This window comes from Neobacillus sp. DHD-1R (assembly GCF_057747995.1).
Window position 1 is genome coordinate 2481776 of sequence record NZ_CM173232.1, and the last position, 16760, is coordinate 2498535.

At 36.0% G+C, this 16760-nt stretch carries 16 protein-coding genes; 15 read left to right on the top strand and 1 reads right to left on the bottom strand.

Features of this window, described 5'->3' with window-relative positions; translation table 11 throughout:
• Window positions 1-7: 7 nt before the first annotated feature.
• A complete protein-coding gene (locus AC3ANL_RS11950; RefSeq protein ID WP_488329421.1) occupies window positions 8-901 on the bottom strand; it encodes a carbon-nitrogen hydrolase family protein in 894 nt (297 codons plus the stop codon).
• Between the two features lie 295 nt (window positions 902-1196).
• Here AC3ANL_RS11950 and AC3ANL_RS11955 point away from each other — a divergent pair, with 295 nt between their 5' ends.
• From AC3ANL_RS11955 to AC3ANL_RS12025, 15 genes are all read left to right on the top strand, one after another.
• Window positions 1197-3104 (top strand): sigma 54-interacting transcriptional regulator, encoded by a 1908-nt coding sequence (locus tag AC3ANL_RS11955; RefSeq protein ID WP_488329422.1) that lies wholly within the window; start codon window positions 1197-1199, stop codon window positions 3102-3104.
• A 381-nt stretch (window positions 3105-3485) separates the two neighbouring features.
• The gene (locus AC3ANL_RS11960) at window positions 3486-4709 is read left to right on the top strand and encodes an MFS transporter (RefSeq protein ID WP_488329423.1); all 1224 of its coding nucleotides are present in this window, start codon (window positions 3486-3488) and stop codon (window positions 4707-4709) included.
• Window positions 4710-4737: 28 nt separating this feature from the next.
• Window positions 4738-6018 carry a TRAP transporter large permease gene (locus AC3ANL_RS11965; protein ID WP_488329424.1) on the top strand — a complete coding sequence of 427 codons (1281 nt, stop codon included), beginning with the start codon at window positions 4738-4740 and terminating at the stop codon, window positions 6016-6018.
• A 71-nt stretch (window positions 6019-6089) separates the two neighbouring features.
• Window positions 6090-7127, top strand: a complete 1038-nt coding sequence (locus tag AC3ANL_RS11970; protein ID WP_488329425.1) for a TRAP transporter substrate-binding protein — start codon at window positions 6090-6092, stop codon at window positions 7125-7127.
• Window positions 7128-7225: 98 nt separating this feature from the next.
• Window positions 7226-7762: a TRAP transporter small permease gene (locus tag AC3ANL_RS11975; RefSeq protein ID WP_488329426.1), complete on the top strand. Its 537-nt coding sequence runs from the start codon at window positions 7226-7228 to the stop codon at window positions 7760-7762.
• Between the two features lie 172 nt (window positions 7763-7934).
• The gene (locus AC3ANL_RS11980; RefSeq protein ID WP_488329427.1) at window positions 7935-8222 is read left to right on the top strand and encodes a hypothetical protein; all 288 of its coding nucleotides are present in this window, start codon (window positions 7935-7937) and stop codon (window positions 8220-8222) included.
• 681 nt (window positions 8223-8903) lie between these two features.
• Window positions 8904-9086, top strand: a complete 183-nt coding sequence (locus tag AC3ANL_RS11985; RefSeq protein WP_488329428.1) for a hypothetical protein — start codon at window positions 8904-8906, stop codon at window positions 9084-9086.
• The gene (locus AC3ANL_RS11990) at window positions 9083-9511 is read left to right on the top strand and encodes an aromatic-ring-hydroxylating dioxygenase subunit beta (protein WP_488329429.1); all 429 of its coding nucleotides are present in this window, start codon (window positions 9083-9085) and stop codon (window positions 9509-9511) included. The genes AC3ANL_RS11985 and AC3ANL_RS11990 overlap by 4 nt, the downstream gene beginning before the upstream one ends.
• A 177-nt stretch (window positions 9512-9688) precedes the next feature.
• Window positions 9689-10081, top strand: coding sequence for a Zn-ribbon domain-containing OB-fold protein (locus AC3ANL_RS11995; RefSeq protein ID WP_488329430.1), 393 nt, complete (start codon window positions 9689-9691; stop codon window positions 10079-10081).
• 13 nt (window positions 10082-10094) lie between these two features.
• A complete protein-coding gene (locus tag AC3ANL_RS12000) occupies window positions 10095-11246 on the top strand; it encodes a thiolase family protein (protein ID WP_488329431.1) in 1152 nt (383 codons plus the stop codon).
• A gap of 26 nt (window positions 11247-11272) precedes the next feature.
• Complete coding sequence (locus AC3ANL_RS12005; protein ID WP_488329432.1) at window positions 11273-12034, top strand: SDR family NAD(P)-dependent oxidoreductase; 762 nt, start codon at window positions 11273-11275, stop codon at window positions 12032-12034.
• 20 nt (window positions 12035-12054) lie between these two features.
• Window positions 12055-12810: an SDR family NAD(P)-dependent oxidoreductase gene (locus AC3ANL_RS12010; RefSeq protein ID WP_488329433.1), complete on the top strand. Its 756-nt coding sequence runs from the start codon at window positions 12055-12057 to the stop codon at window positions 12808-12810.
• A gap of 72 nt (window positions 12811-12882) precedes the next feature.
• Entirely contained in the window at window positions 12883-14268 is a 1386-nt protein-coding gene (locus AC3ANL_RS12015) for a sigma 54-interacting transcriptional regulator (RefSeq protein WP_488329434.1), read from the top strand.
• A gap of 22 nt (window positions 14269-14290) precedes the next feature.
• On the top strand, window positions 14291-15523 hold the full coding sequence (locus AC3ANL_RS12020; RefSeq protein WP_488329435.1) for a CaiB/BaiF CoA transferase family protein: 1233 nt from the start codon (window positions 14291-14293) through the stop codon (window positions 15521-15523).
• Window positions 15520-16740, top strand: a complete 1221-nt coding sequence (locus AC3ANL_RS12025; protein ID WP_488329436.1) for a CaiB/BaiF CoA transferase family protein — start codon at window positions 15520-15522, stop codon at window positions 16738-16740. The genes AC3ANL_RS12020 and AC3ANL_RS12025 overlap by 4 nt, the downstream gene beginning before the upstream one ends.
• The last annotated feature ends 20 nt before the right edge of the window (window positions 16741-16760 follow it).

Below are 16760 nucleotides of genomic sequence, written 5' to 3' on the forward strand. Positions count from 1 at the left end.
AACCTCCTTATACTTTTAAGTAGTTATTTAGATATTTTTGATAAATGTCCGGCTTTCTTTCCTTATTCCAATCAATTCTTGCTTTGCTGTTGGCTGTTTCGGAAAGGTGGATTTCACCGACAAGTGAAGACCAGGCCTCATCTCCAATTTGGGTAATTATTTCACCAAAAGGGTCAATGAGACAACTATGACCGAAGTGATATCGGGCATTTGCTTCTTCTTGAATTTGTTCCATTCCGGCTTTATTTACCCCTAAGACAAAAATATTGTTTTCCATCGCGCGAATTTGTAATTCTCGAACATACAAATCCTTTCTAAACCCAAAGGTTGCAGTAGGAACAATTACCATATTCACTCCTTGCAGGGTAACGGCCTTCCATGCTTCAGGAAATGATCGGTCAAAACAAATTAAGATACCAACCTTTACTCCATTATCGAGTGTAAACACGGGAAACTCTTTTCCGCCCCCTCCAAATTGTTCAAAATAATATTTTTCATCGGTAGATAGACTAGGACTCTCTAACTTTGGTAAATGTACCTTACGATACTTTCCGATTAATCCTCTCGTTGGAGAACAGATAAAGGCGGAGTTATAATAGTTTAACTGTCCATTTTCCTCGGCTTTTTCAAATAAGGTCCCTAAAATATGAACACCAAATGTAACCGCCATTTCAGTCGTTTTTTTCACTGTTGGACCATTCATCGTTTCAGCATACTTGAAAAATTTTTCATCTTGAACCGCAGCAAAATATGGCGCGGTCATTAGCTCTGAATAGGCGATTAAATATGGATTCTCATGCAAAATCAGTTCTTCTGTCTTTTTTGTTAGTATCGCCCAGTTCTTTTCATAACTTCCCGAATAACTGCCAATTTGTAAGCCTGCTATTTTTAATTTACACAAATTTATTCACCTCCCTATATTTGTACTTCGATAATAGTAATGCAAAAATTGTGCCAATTTTTTTAAAATGCAAATCATGTAGGCCTTTCCTAATATCTTTACATCATGTTACAGAAGGAAAGGGTCTATTCTACTGTTTACTGTTTAAAATTTTAACAGTATTTGAAACATATGGAACTTTTTTTGAAACAAATTATTCAGATTATTATAAATTTTTGTTACTATTAGGGTATCGAAAGATTTGCTAGGGAAAATTCGTACCATGATATGCAAAAAAGAGGAGGATGAATAGTTTTTGCAAACCAAAATCTTAGCTATTACACATAAAAATTTTTCTGATTTATACTACGAAGTAATCGAACTATTAAATTTACCACTAAGTTTAGAAGTATTAGAGGTTAACTTCGGGGAGTTACATAAAATCGACCATGAAATGTTTTCTCGCTATGATTTGGTTATTACGAGTGGTGCCCATCTTGAGATGATTAATAAGGATTATTATGAGTTAAAATATCTTGTTCCATTTTATCCTATACACTTCACTGAAGCCGACCTAGTTAAAGGATTGGTCCAAGCAAAAAAGTTCGGAAACAAAATTATGATGATGTATTTCCTAGATGAGAGCTATAATCTAGAAAAGTATGAAGAAATCTTAAATATTGAATTGAAAAGGCTTCCCTTTTCGAATTTATCTGAAGCAGAGCAGTTAATGACAGAACACTTTCAAATGGGTTTTAATGTTGTGATTGGAACAAGTTCCGTTTGTGAGGTTGCTGATAAGAAGGGGATCAATAATGTTTTTATTTATTCCAAGGATTCTTTAAAGCTGGAAATTATTAAGGCTTACCAATTAGCAACGACAAAAAGTAAAATGGTTAATTACGGAAAAATCAAGGATGTAATTTTGCAACATGCTGGCAATCCCATTTTTTTACTAGATCAAAATCATAGAATCATCGATACTAATATTTATGGTTTAAAATACGTAAAGAAAAAAAGTAAGCTAGAGATAATTGGTGAGCAAATCGAAACCTTGATTAATATAGAAATAAAGGAAGATCTAAAGGACCCTGTCAATATTTCATATAAAACAGAACAAATTTTCATTGAACCCATTATTAATAGTGCAAGTAGCAATTCCTTTCTACTTGCCGTAAAAGGTGCTAATTCTCGAATTAGTAGTGAAAATATAAAGGATGATACATTAAATTCTAAATATAAATTTACGAATATTGTTCATATCTCCCAAAAAATGAAAAAGGTCATCATCAAATCACAGCAGTATGCTCAAACAGATGCACCATTATTGATTTTTGGTGAATCAGGCACAGGGAAAGAACTAATTGCTCACAGTGTTCATCAATATAGTAGTAGAAAGGCGCAGCCATTTCTTCCTGTTAATTGTTCAGCGATCCCGCAAAATATTCTAGAGAGTGAGTTATTTGGATACGAGGAGGGCGCATTTACGGGAGCAAGAAAAGGAGGAAAGCCTGGTTATTTCGAGATGGCCCAAAAAGGCACGATTTTTCTTGATGAAATAGGGGAGCTCCCTTTGGATATTCAAACCAAACTTCTGCGAGTGCTTCAAGAAAAAGAAGTCATTCGGTTAGGTGGCAGAAACATAATTCCATTAGATGTTCGAGTGATCACCGCTACAAATAAACCGCTCATTGATTTAATTAAGGAAAAAATATTTAGGGAGGACTTATATTATCGAATAAATGTCCTTCAAATCAATGTCCCGTCTGTAAGGGAAAGAAAAGAGGATATTCCATTTATCCTTAATCATTTACTAGTTAAGTACGGAATGGATTCGAGCCAAGCAACTTATTTAATTAATATGGCAAGAGATAGTCTATTACTTTACAATTGGCCAGGAAACGTACGGGAAATGGAAAATTTCGCGCAGAGATTTTGTGCGCTTAAATCTATCTCCAATACCACATTTGATTTAATTAAATCATTTACTGATATATTAAGTGAATTCTTTGAACAGAAAAACCAATTATTTACTGGTTTTGTGAACAAAAATGAACTTGTATATGATGAAAACGCCACCCAGCCTGAGCTAGAAAAGCTCAAAATTATTAATGTTCTCCTTGAAACGAAGGGCAATAAATATCAAGCTGCTGTGAAGCTCGGTATGTCCAGAACCACACTCTGGAGGAAGCTAAAACAATACGATATTGACGCTAATATGTAGTTACTTTTATAAAAATGATTTTAGGTAATCCCTCCTATAACCAGTATAGGCAGGGATTTTTCTTTTTTATAAAAATACTCGAATATACTTGTAGCAATAGGCAAATAATATGTTTCATTGTTTGGAACAGTGAAACGAATAGTGAAACGTATTGAGATGAATCACTGATACCGGTGCTTCTAATTAACAATATTAGGCGGGGTAAATTGGAACTAATTATTTTTTTGAAAAAGAATAAACCATAGTGTGCATAAGGTAAGTACTTGTATTATTAGATTGAAAATTCTAATTTTTGTATATTATAAAAATATTAACAATTAATTGGCATGGTTATTGCAAGTATATAAAAAAACAAGTTAAAGGTAGGTGAAAAGATAGAAAATGAAATTGGAAAACGTGAAAAGTACACATTCATACGTGATTATGAATAAATACCTACTTTGGCTTTTAATCATCCAAATGATTACGGCCCTTGCTTATTACGGGTATGTCCCTTTAATCCCGCTGATGGTTAAAGAGTTTTCATTAAACAATACCCAAATTGGCTGGATGACTTCTGCCGTATTCCTTGGCTCTTCGCTTATTGCCATACCTTCTGGCTTGATTACCGATCAATTTGGCGCAAGAAAGTCTCTATTTTCTTTCTGTTTGTTACTTGTATTTGTGATCTTTGCATTTTCTGTATCCAATAGTTTCTTTTTTATCTTGGTGCTCCTATTTTTACTGGGAATCGGATATGGAGGGATTACACCAGGAACAAACAAAAGTATTATGGAAAACTTTGATTTACATAACCGGGGGACAGCAATGGGACTAAAACAGATGGGCGTATCCTTAGGAGGTGCTTTGGGCAGTTTGCTGCTTCCCGTCATTGCTAACTATGCGGGTTGGCGAACAAGTCTCTTAAGCATTGCAAGCCTGTTAGTATGTATCTGCCTCTTTCATTTTAAGGTGTTGGATGAACGAGAGATTTATTATAAACCAGCAAATTTCATCGAAAACATGAAAAATATTTTTAGAAACAAAAAATTATTGAAAATAATTGCGATTATTACCATTTTTATCTGGGTTCAATTAAGTGTAATGACCTATTTAGTTCTCTATTTACATGAATCAATCCATGTCACTTTGTCCTTTTCCTTGTTTTGTTTAGCTTTATTACAAATTGGCGGAGCGATCGGGAGAGCTGGCTGGGGAGTCATTAGTGATCAATACTTTAATCGGAATAGAGGAGTGATTATCGCCCTCATAGGTTTGATTTCAGGTGCTTTGGTTTTATTATTAGATGTCATATCGTCAGATTTTCCAGTTTTTTTAATTGCTGTCCTCTCTTTATTATTAGGAATTACGACACAGGGCTGGAATGGCATGTTCGTGTTAATGATTTCAGAGGTGGTCAAGAAGGAACAAATTGGGTTAGCAAGCGGTGTGGGGTTAGCCACGGTATATGCAGGGGCGATATTCGGAACTCCATTATCAGGGTGGATTATCGATATAACAGGTCAATTTGAAACCATGTGGATCATATGTGGAATAGCTGTCCTGCTGATCGGAGGGTTAACCATATTTTTAAAGCTTGATACGAAGACTACAGAAGTTAGCTGATGGAATTCATATTTGAAAGGGGATATCTATGGAAATTACAATTTTTGTTATCATTCTTTTTGGTTTACTTATTATTGGTACCAATATTGGTGTGGCGTTAGGTGCGAGCGCTTTAATTATTTTATTACTCTTCCAAGATACAAGTTTAGATATTATTGCTCAACAAACCTTTCAATCTTCTAATAGTTATGCATTAGCTGCCATCCCATTCTTTATCTTATCTGGTGACATCATAATGAAGGGGAGCTTGGCGCAGAAAATATTGGATTTTACTGATCTTATTACGCGTAAAATTCACGGCGGTACCGCGATGGCGGCTATGTTAGTAAGCGTTTTCTTTGCTGCTGTATCCGGTTCAAGCGTTGCTTCAGCAGCAGCGATTGGAAAAAACTTAGTAGAAGTAATGAGTGAAAGAGGTTATCCAAAACGATTTATAGCTGGCCTTGTAGCTACGGGAGGAACACTTGGGCTGCTGATTCCACCAAGTCTCAGCTTTATAATCATCGGTAGTATGGTGGGAATTCCAATCGTTGATCTTTTCACTGCTGGAATCGTTCCAGGGTTTATGCAGGCAGCCATGTTAATGGCTCTTACGTACTGGCTTTGTAAAAAGAATGGCTGGGAGACAACATCTAGTTTAGCTTCTATCAAAAAGGTTGTCCCATTAAAGCAATTAAAATCATCTTCTGGCGTATTATTGCTGCCGGTATTGATTTTGGGTGGAATTTATCTTGGTTTCTTTACCCCGACAGAGGTATCTGCGGTTGCTGTGCTCTATTCAGCTGTTCTAGCGGTATTTATTTACAGAGCCATCAGAGTTAAAGATCTTTGGGAAGTAAGCAGAGGATCACTTTTGCAATCTGGCATGATTTATCTGATTTTAATCGGTGGATCTTTAACTGCGTTTATGTTAAAAAGCCTGGGCTTAACGGCAGGATTAATTACGATGATCACGGACTTGGGACTTGAACCTTGGCAGTTCTTACTTCTTGTTAATGTTCTCTTATTTATACTTGGCATGTTCTTGGATGGAATCACGGTAATTGTTTTAGTAGCACCTATACTATTCCCAGCTGCCATTGCTTTAGGAATAAATCCGATTCATTTTGCTGTTATTATCACGATGAATATTGAAATTGCAACTTTAACCCCTCCTGTTGGACTAAATCTATTTGTGATGAGTGGTTTAGCGAAAATGCCAATTGAAGAAGTTGCAAAAGGTGTGGGACCATACTATGTAATCTTGTTTATTTCATTAATAGTAGTCACCTATATCCCGCAAATTAGTTTACTGTTATTCAATCTGTAGTAATATGTTCAACTAACGATTGGTAATAATTTAATACCTATAAATCTTTTATAATAAGGGGATGGTAAACTATGAAACTTAGTAAAAAGGTAATCTCAACGATGCTAGTCATCGTAATTGCCCTATTCATGGGACTGGCAGGCTGTGGAAAAGACAAGGCATCCAGTGCTGCAGACGGAAAGAAGACCTATAAAATTATTATGACGCACGAATTACCTGAGACCTTTTTTAAGCATAAATATATGGAAAAATTCAAAAAAATTGTGGAAGAAAAAAGTAATGGACAATTAAAAGTACAAATATATTCTGGAGGGCAATTATTTAAAGATGGAGAGGCTATTCAAGCTTTAGGGACGGGATCCGTTCAGATGGTTTGGCCAGTAAGTGCCCACTTAGAATCACTTAATGAAAAATATGGAATAGTTAGTTTGCCGTTTGGACTTAATGATAAAACCATTTTGGAAAACCCTGAATATAGAACAGATTTAACGGGCTTACTAAACTCATTTGTAGACAATAAAGGGATTAAAGTTTTAGGATTAATGCGAACAGCTGAAGGGATTATTCTAACGAAAGATAAGGAATTAAAGAATTTAAAGGATTTATCTGGATTAAAAGTTCGAACAGTCTCTGGGCAGGTAGCGACTGACACAATTGAGGCATTTAAAGGAAGTGGTGTTTCAATGCCTGCAACAGAAATAGCAACTTCCCTTTCCCAAGGAGTTATCGATGGTGTAAACACTTCACCTGATGGATGGCAAGATGTGGTTGGGTCTGCAGCAAAGTACGGTCTAGTTGTACCTGGTATGCAGATATTCACTTATTCTATTGCTACGGATAAAGTATGGTTTGAAGGACTTCCGAAAGATCTCCAAACTATCATTCAAAATACTATAAATGAAATCACGGGGACTCAATGGAAAGAATCAATGGAATTGGATAAAGAATATATCAAGAAGGTAACGGATGACTGGGGTAAAGTTAATTATGTTCCTGAAAGTGGTGTAGATGAATGGAAATTGACAACAGAAGAGGTCTATAAAAAATTCGAGAAACGCTATCCAGAGGCTTTGAAGGAATTTACTGAATTAACGAAAAAATACGAGTAAAGCACCAGCTTCATCCGACGTTCACAGGGGGATGAAGGAGTTTCTTTCCTTATAAGTACTTAAAGAAACTAACTTAATATTCAGGAGGATATAAAAATTTGAAAATAATAAATTTTATTGAAGATAAAATTGTTACCACTATCGCTGTTATTTTATTTATTTTCTCATGTAGTTGGATGTTGGTTGAAGCAATTAGCAGACAGTTTTTTTCAAAGTCATTCTCTGTATCTGAGGAAATAATCGTGTTTTCATTAGTTTGGGCAATTTTTTTAACGCTTGGAAAAAGCGGTAAGGAAGGAAATCACATTTTTGTTGATTTATTTATTATGAAATTAGGAAAACGAATGAAAAAAGCAACATCTATCATTAATAATCTAATCGGTTTTCTCTATGCAGGGTTTTTGGTTTATATCGGTTTTAACTATATCCAACACTTACTTGATACAGGAATTACCTCTAATTCCTCGTTAAGACTACCAATGTGGATTGTATTTCTTGTGGTTCCGTTTGGGATGATATTTTTTGCCTTGTATTATTTTGAATCTTTTATAAAAGAAATGCCAAAGGTGAAGCCGGATGCGGTTGACCAGGATAAAGAGCAAGAACGTGTCACAAGTGTGGAAGTAGGAGGTTAACCTATGGATTCATTCAATCTCCTCTAACGTTTGTCCGATTTTATCTATTTGATTGATTTTCAGAGAGGGGAGAATTCAGATTCATACGTTACAAGAGAAGTCACAGACATCTACACATGTTGTAAAGCAGGGGATTCGCGCCGACCTGCATACGATTAATGAAGATCTGCTAATGGGATATTTTGCTGATTTAATTATAGAGTTGTTTAATGAACAAAACCTCCAAGATTCTGAAGGTACGTTAGAATCCAGTTGGAATATTGAAAAAGGGCTAGTTTGCCGATATAAGAACGAGTCAGTTTATCTCCAATTAAATGGTTTTGGTAAGAATTGGCGGAAGGAATTAATCGTGAAATTCCAGGAGGTCTACTATCAAGAACACGGGGTTTTTTTAGTGGATTCCTTAATCGAAATTGTTAAATTACAGATTAGAGGGAATTTAGAGGAATGTTATTATTAGTATAGAGGGGAGGCTGTCAAAATGGCAGCCTCTTTCATGTTTAAGTATTATTGCTCAACTTGTTCTCTTCGTATGATACCGAAATAAGCGTTAGACACTTTCCAATTACTGCATGGTACCTGGCGCTTTATTTTCACATTCTTTATTATTGGAAGGGTAAAAGCTTATTAGAGTAGCTTCATTTATAGCTGCAACCTTGGCATGAGATCGGTATTGACCCGAACTCATGCCTTTTTGTTTTATCTTGGCTTTATGGTAAATAATTTAGGTTTATTTTGTTTTTGAAAAAAAGTTGATTAAGGTAGGATTTGAATTCATTTTACATCAAGTTTTCCGTAGCTTACAGTGGAGTGATAGGTACCACAGAATGAGTTTGTCATTAAATATTCACATATTTATAAAAAGCATCCTGTCCGTTTTCTTCATAAATCTATATATCTTCTATGAATGGAATTTTATTTGAAGAAAGGATTTGGTTGAAGATGGCAAGATACCGAATGGTGCGGACAGATTTTTGGAAGAATCCAATTTTTTCAGAAGAGATGACTCGAATATAAGACAGCTTCATATAAAGGCTATTTATCGTCGTTTGGACCGTCCGGCACGCTTGAACAGGATGATACAGAAAACTGGGCTCGGATTGTTGAGCTAAGTCAAGGCTTGATGATTCGGGATAAAGAGTTGAATTACAATAATGTCAATAACTATTTAATGGGACTGGGACTAGTTGAGCCAGATGATAATTTTCCGTGCCCTGGGACTGCGTATCCGACAACCTATCTTGATGCGATTGCCAGAAGTATGCATGAGCATTGGCTAGACTATATTTCGAAAGGCATGTTTGTAAAGGAGAAATCGAAATGAGTTCCGAATTGATAAACAAAATAACGCCTGAAATCCAATTGGAGATTACGAATTTCCTCTATCAAGAGTCCTATCTTTTGGATCATCGGAAATTAAAGGACTGGTTAAATTTATTAACAGATGACATTGTTTATCGAATGCCGCTGCGGGAGACTGTAGAAGGAGGGCTTGATGTCATCGATTTAGCTGATGATAGTGCCTTTTTTGAAGATACAAAAATGTCATTAACTGCAAGAGTGAATCGATTATACACAAAATCTGCTTGGGTAGAAAACCCGGCTACAAGGCAGCGCCATTTGCTTTTTTTAAGACTCAATAAGCTACCAAAACAAGTGCCTGGCACTTATTTTGGTAGCTTATTATCTGCTAATTATATTTTTTCAAAACATTATAAATTTTCAAATTATATTTACGCAAGCTTTTGATTTAATTATAATAATTGTAACAGAATAATTAAAAAATTATAAATTTTGTATAAAATTTATAATTAATGCATTATTCCGAAAACTATAGAGAGGTGATTGATATTCGCATATGTTAAGCTTGAGTTTTTAAAAATTAAAATGTTTCAAAATTTTATAAAAGAGATTGGAGGAAATAGTATGGAAACTAAACATGCACAAGTCTTCGGTGAGGGCTGGATGGTTCGCGAAGGCTCTGAAGTAAAACTATTAGTAAGTGAATGTCAAGAGTGTGGCAGTAAATGGTTCCCGATAAAAGGGGTTTGCCCGAATTGTTTTAGTCAAGAAAATGAAATTAAAGAATTAGAAGGAGAAGGAGAAGTTTATTCTTTCACCACTTTAACAGTTACAAGTAAACGTTTTGATGCACCACTTAATATTGCATATATTGATTATCCCGGAAATGTACGAGTTTGTGGACAAATTGTAGGCGAAGATATTCAATTTGGAAGCAAAGTGGAAACGATTTTCGGTAGAATTGGCAAGGAAGCAGACGGAACGGAAATATATAGTTATAAATTTAAAGTAAAGTAGGTGGAGGATTAATATGCGTAGTGTATCAGTAGTTGGAGCAAATATGGTCAAATTCGGAAAAAGTGAAAAATCACTGGAGGAGCTTGGTCAAGATGTGGTCGTTGGGCTCTTGAAAAATATGAACGTAGATCGTAGGAAAATTGATGCTGTATATGGTTCAAATGTTTTCAGTCTTGGTGGACCTTTACCGGCTCAACGCTATTTAAAGGAAATAGGTATGACTGGTATTCCTGTCTATAATGTTGAAAATGCTTGTGCAAGTGGAGCTACAGCCTATCATCTAGCCTACCAATCCATTGCAAGTGGTTTATACGATGTAGCACTAGTTGTTGGTGTAGAAAAGTTAACAGCACTTGGTGGTGGTGCCCTTCCAATTCCGCCAAATGAAATTGAAGGAAATCACGGTATTGTAATGCCAGGCGTTTATGCGATGCGTGCAAAACGTTATATGTATGATTTTGATGCAAGCTCAGAAGACCTTGCTTTAGTTTCAGTGAAAAATCGTGCGAATGGTGCCCTTAATCCGTATGCGCAATTCCAAAAGTCAGTTACTTTAGAGGAAGTCATGGAGTCTCGTTTAATTGCAGATCCATTCACATTATTACAATGTTCAGCTAACAGCGGTGATGGTGCGGCAGCGGTACTTGTTTGTGCTACCGAGCGTGCAAAAGAATTCTCGGATGTTTCGATTAAAACAGAAGCTTCTGTTATTACTTCCGGATTATTTAAAGGAGGCTACCGCGATTTAACTTGGGCTGAGATTACGTATCGTGCTGTACATACAGCCTACGATCAATCTGGATTAAAACCATCGGATATAAATCTTGTCGAATTACATGATGCATTTACGATTGCTGAAATTTTATATTATGAGGCAATGGGCTTTTGTGAACATGGAAAAGGCGTGGAATTCATAAAAGATGGTAAAAGTTATATTGATGGACAGGTAGCTGTAAATGCTAGTGGGGGATTGATTTCCAGAGGACACCCCCTAGGAGCTACAGGTGTGGCTCAAATTGTAGAAATGTTCTGGCAGTTAACGGGGCAGGCTGGTAAACGTCAAGTGAACAACCCGCGTTATGGTTTAACACATGTAACGGGTGGAGGTATTTCTGGAGTAGATAATGGGGCTTGTGGGGTTCATATCTTCTCAGCCGTAAGCTAATTAACATATAATGAGGTGAAATCTTAATGGGTGTGCAAAATAGAATCGCAGTAATCACTGGATCAGGTCAAGGAATTGGTGAGGGAATAGCGCATGAATTAGCAAGCCAAGGTGCCAAGGTTGTTATTAATGATGTTAATCAAGAGCGAATTGATCAAGTTGTAAATGAAATTAATAATAAATATGGTGAAGATAAGACGATTGGAATTCAAGCTGATATTACGAATCCAGATCAAGCGAAATATTTAATTGATGAGGCCGTAAAACAACTAGGAAAAATTGATATCTTAGTTAACAATGCAGGAATCGCTCGTGATAAAACAATTCGAGGCCTTTCGGTAGAAGATTGGGACAAAGTTTTAGACACAAATTTAAAAGGGACTTTTTTAACTTGTCAAGCGGCCTCACATCATATGATTAAGCAAGAATATGGTCGAATTGTCAATATTTCATCACGTGCATGGCTCGGTGGTAAGGGACAATCAAATTATGCAGCATCAAAAGGAGGGATGGTCAGTTTAAGCCGAACATTAGCCTTAGAGCTTGCAAAATATCAAATCACTGTAAATGCTGTTTGTCCAGGTATTATTCAAACGCCTTTATTTGAAAGTAACCCACAAGAAGTAAAGGATAATTTAATGAATATGCAACCAACTCGTTCTATTGGTAAGCCTAAAGATATCGGTTATAGTGTCGCATATTTAGCTTCAGATGAAGCTAGTTATATTACTGGTCAAACATTATTTGTTTGTGGAGGCAAGAGTTTATTCTCTTCTTTATCCGTTTAATTCAAGGGAGGTAACATGTAATGAATATTAATAATCGTGTAGTACTTATTACGGGTTCAGCTGGAGGCATTGGTTTTGGTATTGCCAAAAACTTTTCTAGAGTCGGAGCCAAGGTTGTCATTAATGATTTAAACGAAGAGCGTGTCAGCCAAGCGGTAGATGAAATCAAAGCGCAAGGCGGCGACGCAATCGGAATCGTAGCTAACATTACAAAAATGGAGGAAGTAAAGCAAATGTTTGAAACAATAGTTAAAACATTTGGACGAATTGATATTTTAGTTAACAATGCTGGTATAGAGCGTGATAAAAGTATAAAGAAAATGACCGAAGAAGATTGGGATCTAGTCATTGATGTTAACTTAAAAGGAACATTCTTATGTTCAAAAGTTGCTTCAGACTACATGCGTGAGCAGAACTATGGACGTATTGTTAATATTGCGTCACGTGCCTGGTTAGGTTGGTTTGCGCAGGCAAATTATGCGGCATCAAAAGGTGGGGTAGTCAGTTTAACTCGTTCTTTAGCTGTTGAATTAGGGAAATATGGTGTTACAGTAAACTGTATTGCACCTGGATTAGTGCAAACATCACTATTTGATAAGTTAGATGAAGCAGTAAAAGAACGTTTACTACAAGCACAACCATCTGGTAAGGTAGGTACTATAGAAGATATTGGGAATTTAGCTAAGTTCTTTTGTGCGGAAGAAGCATCCTATATTACGGGTCAAGTAATGTATGCATGCGGAGGGAAAAGTTTATTTGCAGCACCTGCTAGTTAAGCACTCTCATTACTATTGGGTAATTTTATCCTACCTCAATACTTCCGGAATTTGAAAAAAGGCGGATTGATTATGAATAATAACAGCAATGAACTTTTAATTATGGAAACAATAGTAGGTTCTCTAAATAAAAAAATGAAATTGTTTGAACCCGTTCTTGAATCAATGGAAGAAGGTATTGAGGTTTGTGATGAAATGGGGTTCGTACATTATGTCAATCAAAACTTTCACAAAATGTCGGGGTTAGATATTAGTGAACGCCTGTATAAAAATATTATCGAAGTAAATCCAGAAGGCGTATTAGCCGAAGTCCTACGGACGAAAAGACCTAAAATAAATACCTTGACAACTACCCCAGGTAAAGAAGGAAAAGCAATTACAAGTGGTTATCCGCTGTTCATTGATGGAGAATTTGTAGGCGCTGTACTGATTTTGAAAGATATTTCGCAAGTGGTGGATTTATCGATTCGTTTGAATCAGCAACAATCCTTTCTGGTTGAAATTTACCGTCAAACTGCTCGATATGTCATTTCAGATATTGTTGCAGAAGAAGAAAATATGAAAGGTATTGTAGCAGAAATATTAAAAATCGCTGATTCACATGTGCCGATTGTTCTTCAAGGTGAACCGGGAGTTGGGAAAGATATGTTAGCGGAAGCGATTCATTTACACAGCTCTCGTAATAATAAACCGTTTATCCGCTTTGATTGTACAGAACTAACGGATAACGAGATTAAATACAGACTTTTTGGTTATGAGAAAAATGCTTTTCCGGAGGCAATAGGAGATAAACTTGGTTTTTTAGAGCTAGCGAGTGGAGGAACCTTATATCTTGATTATTTTGATAAGTTATCAATTCCTATTCAGGCAGAATTGATAAGCGCTGTGAAAGCAAAGAAAGCGCTTAAGGTCGGTGGACATACTCCTTATTCGATTGATTTAAGAATAGTAGCCTCTTTTAATACAAGCTTAGAAGAATGCTATGAAAATGGGTTTATACATGAAGAGATGTTTCATTATTTAAGTCAAACATGTATTGATATTCCACCATTAAGAAATCGCAAAAAGGATATCCCCAACTTAGTGAATGTTTTCTTAAAATATTATAATAAAAAATTCGGAAAAAATATAAAGAAGATTGAAAAAGAAGCTGTGGAAATTTTAATGCATCATGAGTGGTCTGGTAACGTTACAGAATTAAAGAGTGTTATAAGACAAATCGTCATGCAAGTGCAAGAAGAAACTATTACGAAGAAAATTGTAATGAATAAACTGCCAAGTGAATATAGTGAAAATTTCAATAAGAGTATTATGTCCTTAGAAGAAGTCGAACGCAATATGATCATAAAAGCTCTTAACCATTATGGACATACATTAAAAGGGAAAAAGCAGGCAGCAAAAGTTTTAAAAGTATCGTTAGGGACACTTTATAATAAAATGCGAGATTATGAAATTTAGTACTGAAAAAGGGAGGTATTTGGTGTTGAGTAAATTTCCGTTTAGTGATCTGAAAATCCTAGATTTTACAAATGAATTCGGTAGTTACACTACTAAACTATTTGCGGATTTAGGTGCTGAAGTCATCAAAATCGAACCTTCAAAAGGAGATTCAACTAGAAGTATAGGTCCGTATTATCAAAATGTGATAGATAAAGAAAGAAGTCTGTATTTCTATTATCTTAATACGAATAAAAAATCTGTTGTATTAGATATTGAAACAGAAAGTGGTCAAAAAATAGTTAGAGAGCTTGTGAAACAAGTTGATGTAATCGTTGAGAACTTTGCACCAGGATACATGGCATCTATCGGACTGGGGTATGAAGAGTTGAAAGCGATTAACCAAAGGTTAATCATGACATCTATTACACCGTTCGGTCAGACTGGGCCTTATAAGGATTATGTAGCGACAGATATTGTTGGGGTAGCGATGGGCGGCTTGATGTATTTAGGAGGGTATCCAGATACATCTCCAGTATTGCCATATGGAAACCAAGGCTACTTTTCTACCTCTTTATTTGGAGCAGTAAGTACGATGTTAGCTATTTATCACCGTGATCAAACAGGGGTTGGGCAGCATATTGATGTTTCAATGCAGGAATCTGTGGCGATGGCTTTAGAAAATGCTGCTCAGTTATATGATTTGGAAGGTGTTGTACGTAAACGAACTGGTGCAGCTGATAAGGAAGCCGGGTGGGGATTATATCCTTGTGCGGATGGACAAATATATGTTATGACAGCTGGTCTATCAAGTACTAGTGGTTGGCAAAATCTTGTGAAATGGATGGAAGACAGCGGTATTGAACATACAGAAGTCTTACATGATGCCAAATGGTATGATTTTGAATGGCGTAGAAAAGATGAGGCTAAAGAACAGTTTTCATATTTCTTTAATGAACTCTCAAAAGATAAAACAAAATTAGAGATGTATGAGGAAGGTCAAAAGCGAAAAGTACCACTTTGTCCTGTGAATGATTTACAAGATTTATTGCAGAATCCACAGTTAACTAGCCGAGATTTCTTCAAAAAAGTATTTCACGAAGAAGTTGATGCAGACCTTATTTATACCGGACCACCATACCTCTTTTCTGAAATGAAATGGTCACTCCGTAAACCGGCACCGAAATTAGGCGAAAATACTGAGGAAGTCTTAATGAAAGCGGGTTTTAGGGAAGAAGAAATTAAGGAATTAAAAGAAGGGGGAGTATTAATATGACGAAACTTCCTCTAGAAGGTGTAAGAATTGTTGACTTTACTTGGGTAGGAGCAGGACCATTTACAACAAAAATTTTGGCAGATGCCGGAGCAGAAGTCATAAAAGTTGAATCGGGTAAACGTATTGATGTTTTACGGACTACGCCACCATTTAAAGATGGTGTCAAAGGTGTAAACCGTAGTGGTTATTTCGCTAATCGTAACACGAGTAAAAAAAGTTTCCAAATAGACATGAGCCAGGAAAAATCAAAGACCTTAATTAAAGAGCTAGTTAAAACTGCTGATATTGTATCGAATAGTTTTACAGCTGGAACTTTGGAAAAATGGGGCTTAGGCTATGATGTTTTAAAAGAAATAAAAGAAGATATTATTTTCATTAGTATGCCAATGCAAGGGACAACTGGACCACATAAAAATTACTCAGGTTTCGGTGCTATGATGAATGCTTTAATTGGTTTAAATCATTTAACAGGATTACCGGAGCGAGAACCTATTGGAACTGGTACGAACTATCCAGATCATATACCCAACCCGACACATGCTGCGTTTGCAATTCTTTCTGCATTACGCTATCGCAATCTTACAGGGAAGGGACAATATATTGAACTTGCACAAACTGAATCCGCTTTAAATGTATTAGCTGTTGCGGTTATGGAAGCTGCTAATAACGGTAATTCCCCAAAACGTAATGGGAATTTTGTCGATTATGCTGCTCCTAATGGAGCCTATCGTTGTAAAGGAGATGACGAGTGGTGCGTTATTTCTTGTAAAACAGAAGAGCAGTGGAATGCTTTTGTAAGTATTACAGGAATAAATGAGCTGAAGAAAAATCGGAATTTTTTGACATTTGACGATCGAAAGCTTAACGCTGCCGAGTTAGACAATATTATAAATGCATGGACGAAGATGTTTACACCACAAGAAGTAATGCATACCCTTCAAAAAGTAGGAGTACCTGCTGGGATTATTCAAAATGCTAAAAATTTATTGGATGAAGATCCACAATTAAGACAGCGTAACCACTTTATTATGCTTGATCACCCGGAAATGGGAAAAACGATTTATAATAACGTGCCATTTAAATTGTCAGAAACACCAATCACTATTCAATCATCGGCACCTTTATTAGGGGCAGATACTGAATATGTATGTAAGAATATTTTGAAAATTCGTGATGAAGAATTTGTTTCGTTGAAAGATCAAGGTATTTTTCAATAATAAATTTACATTTCAAGGAG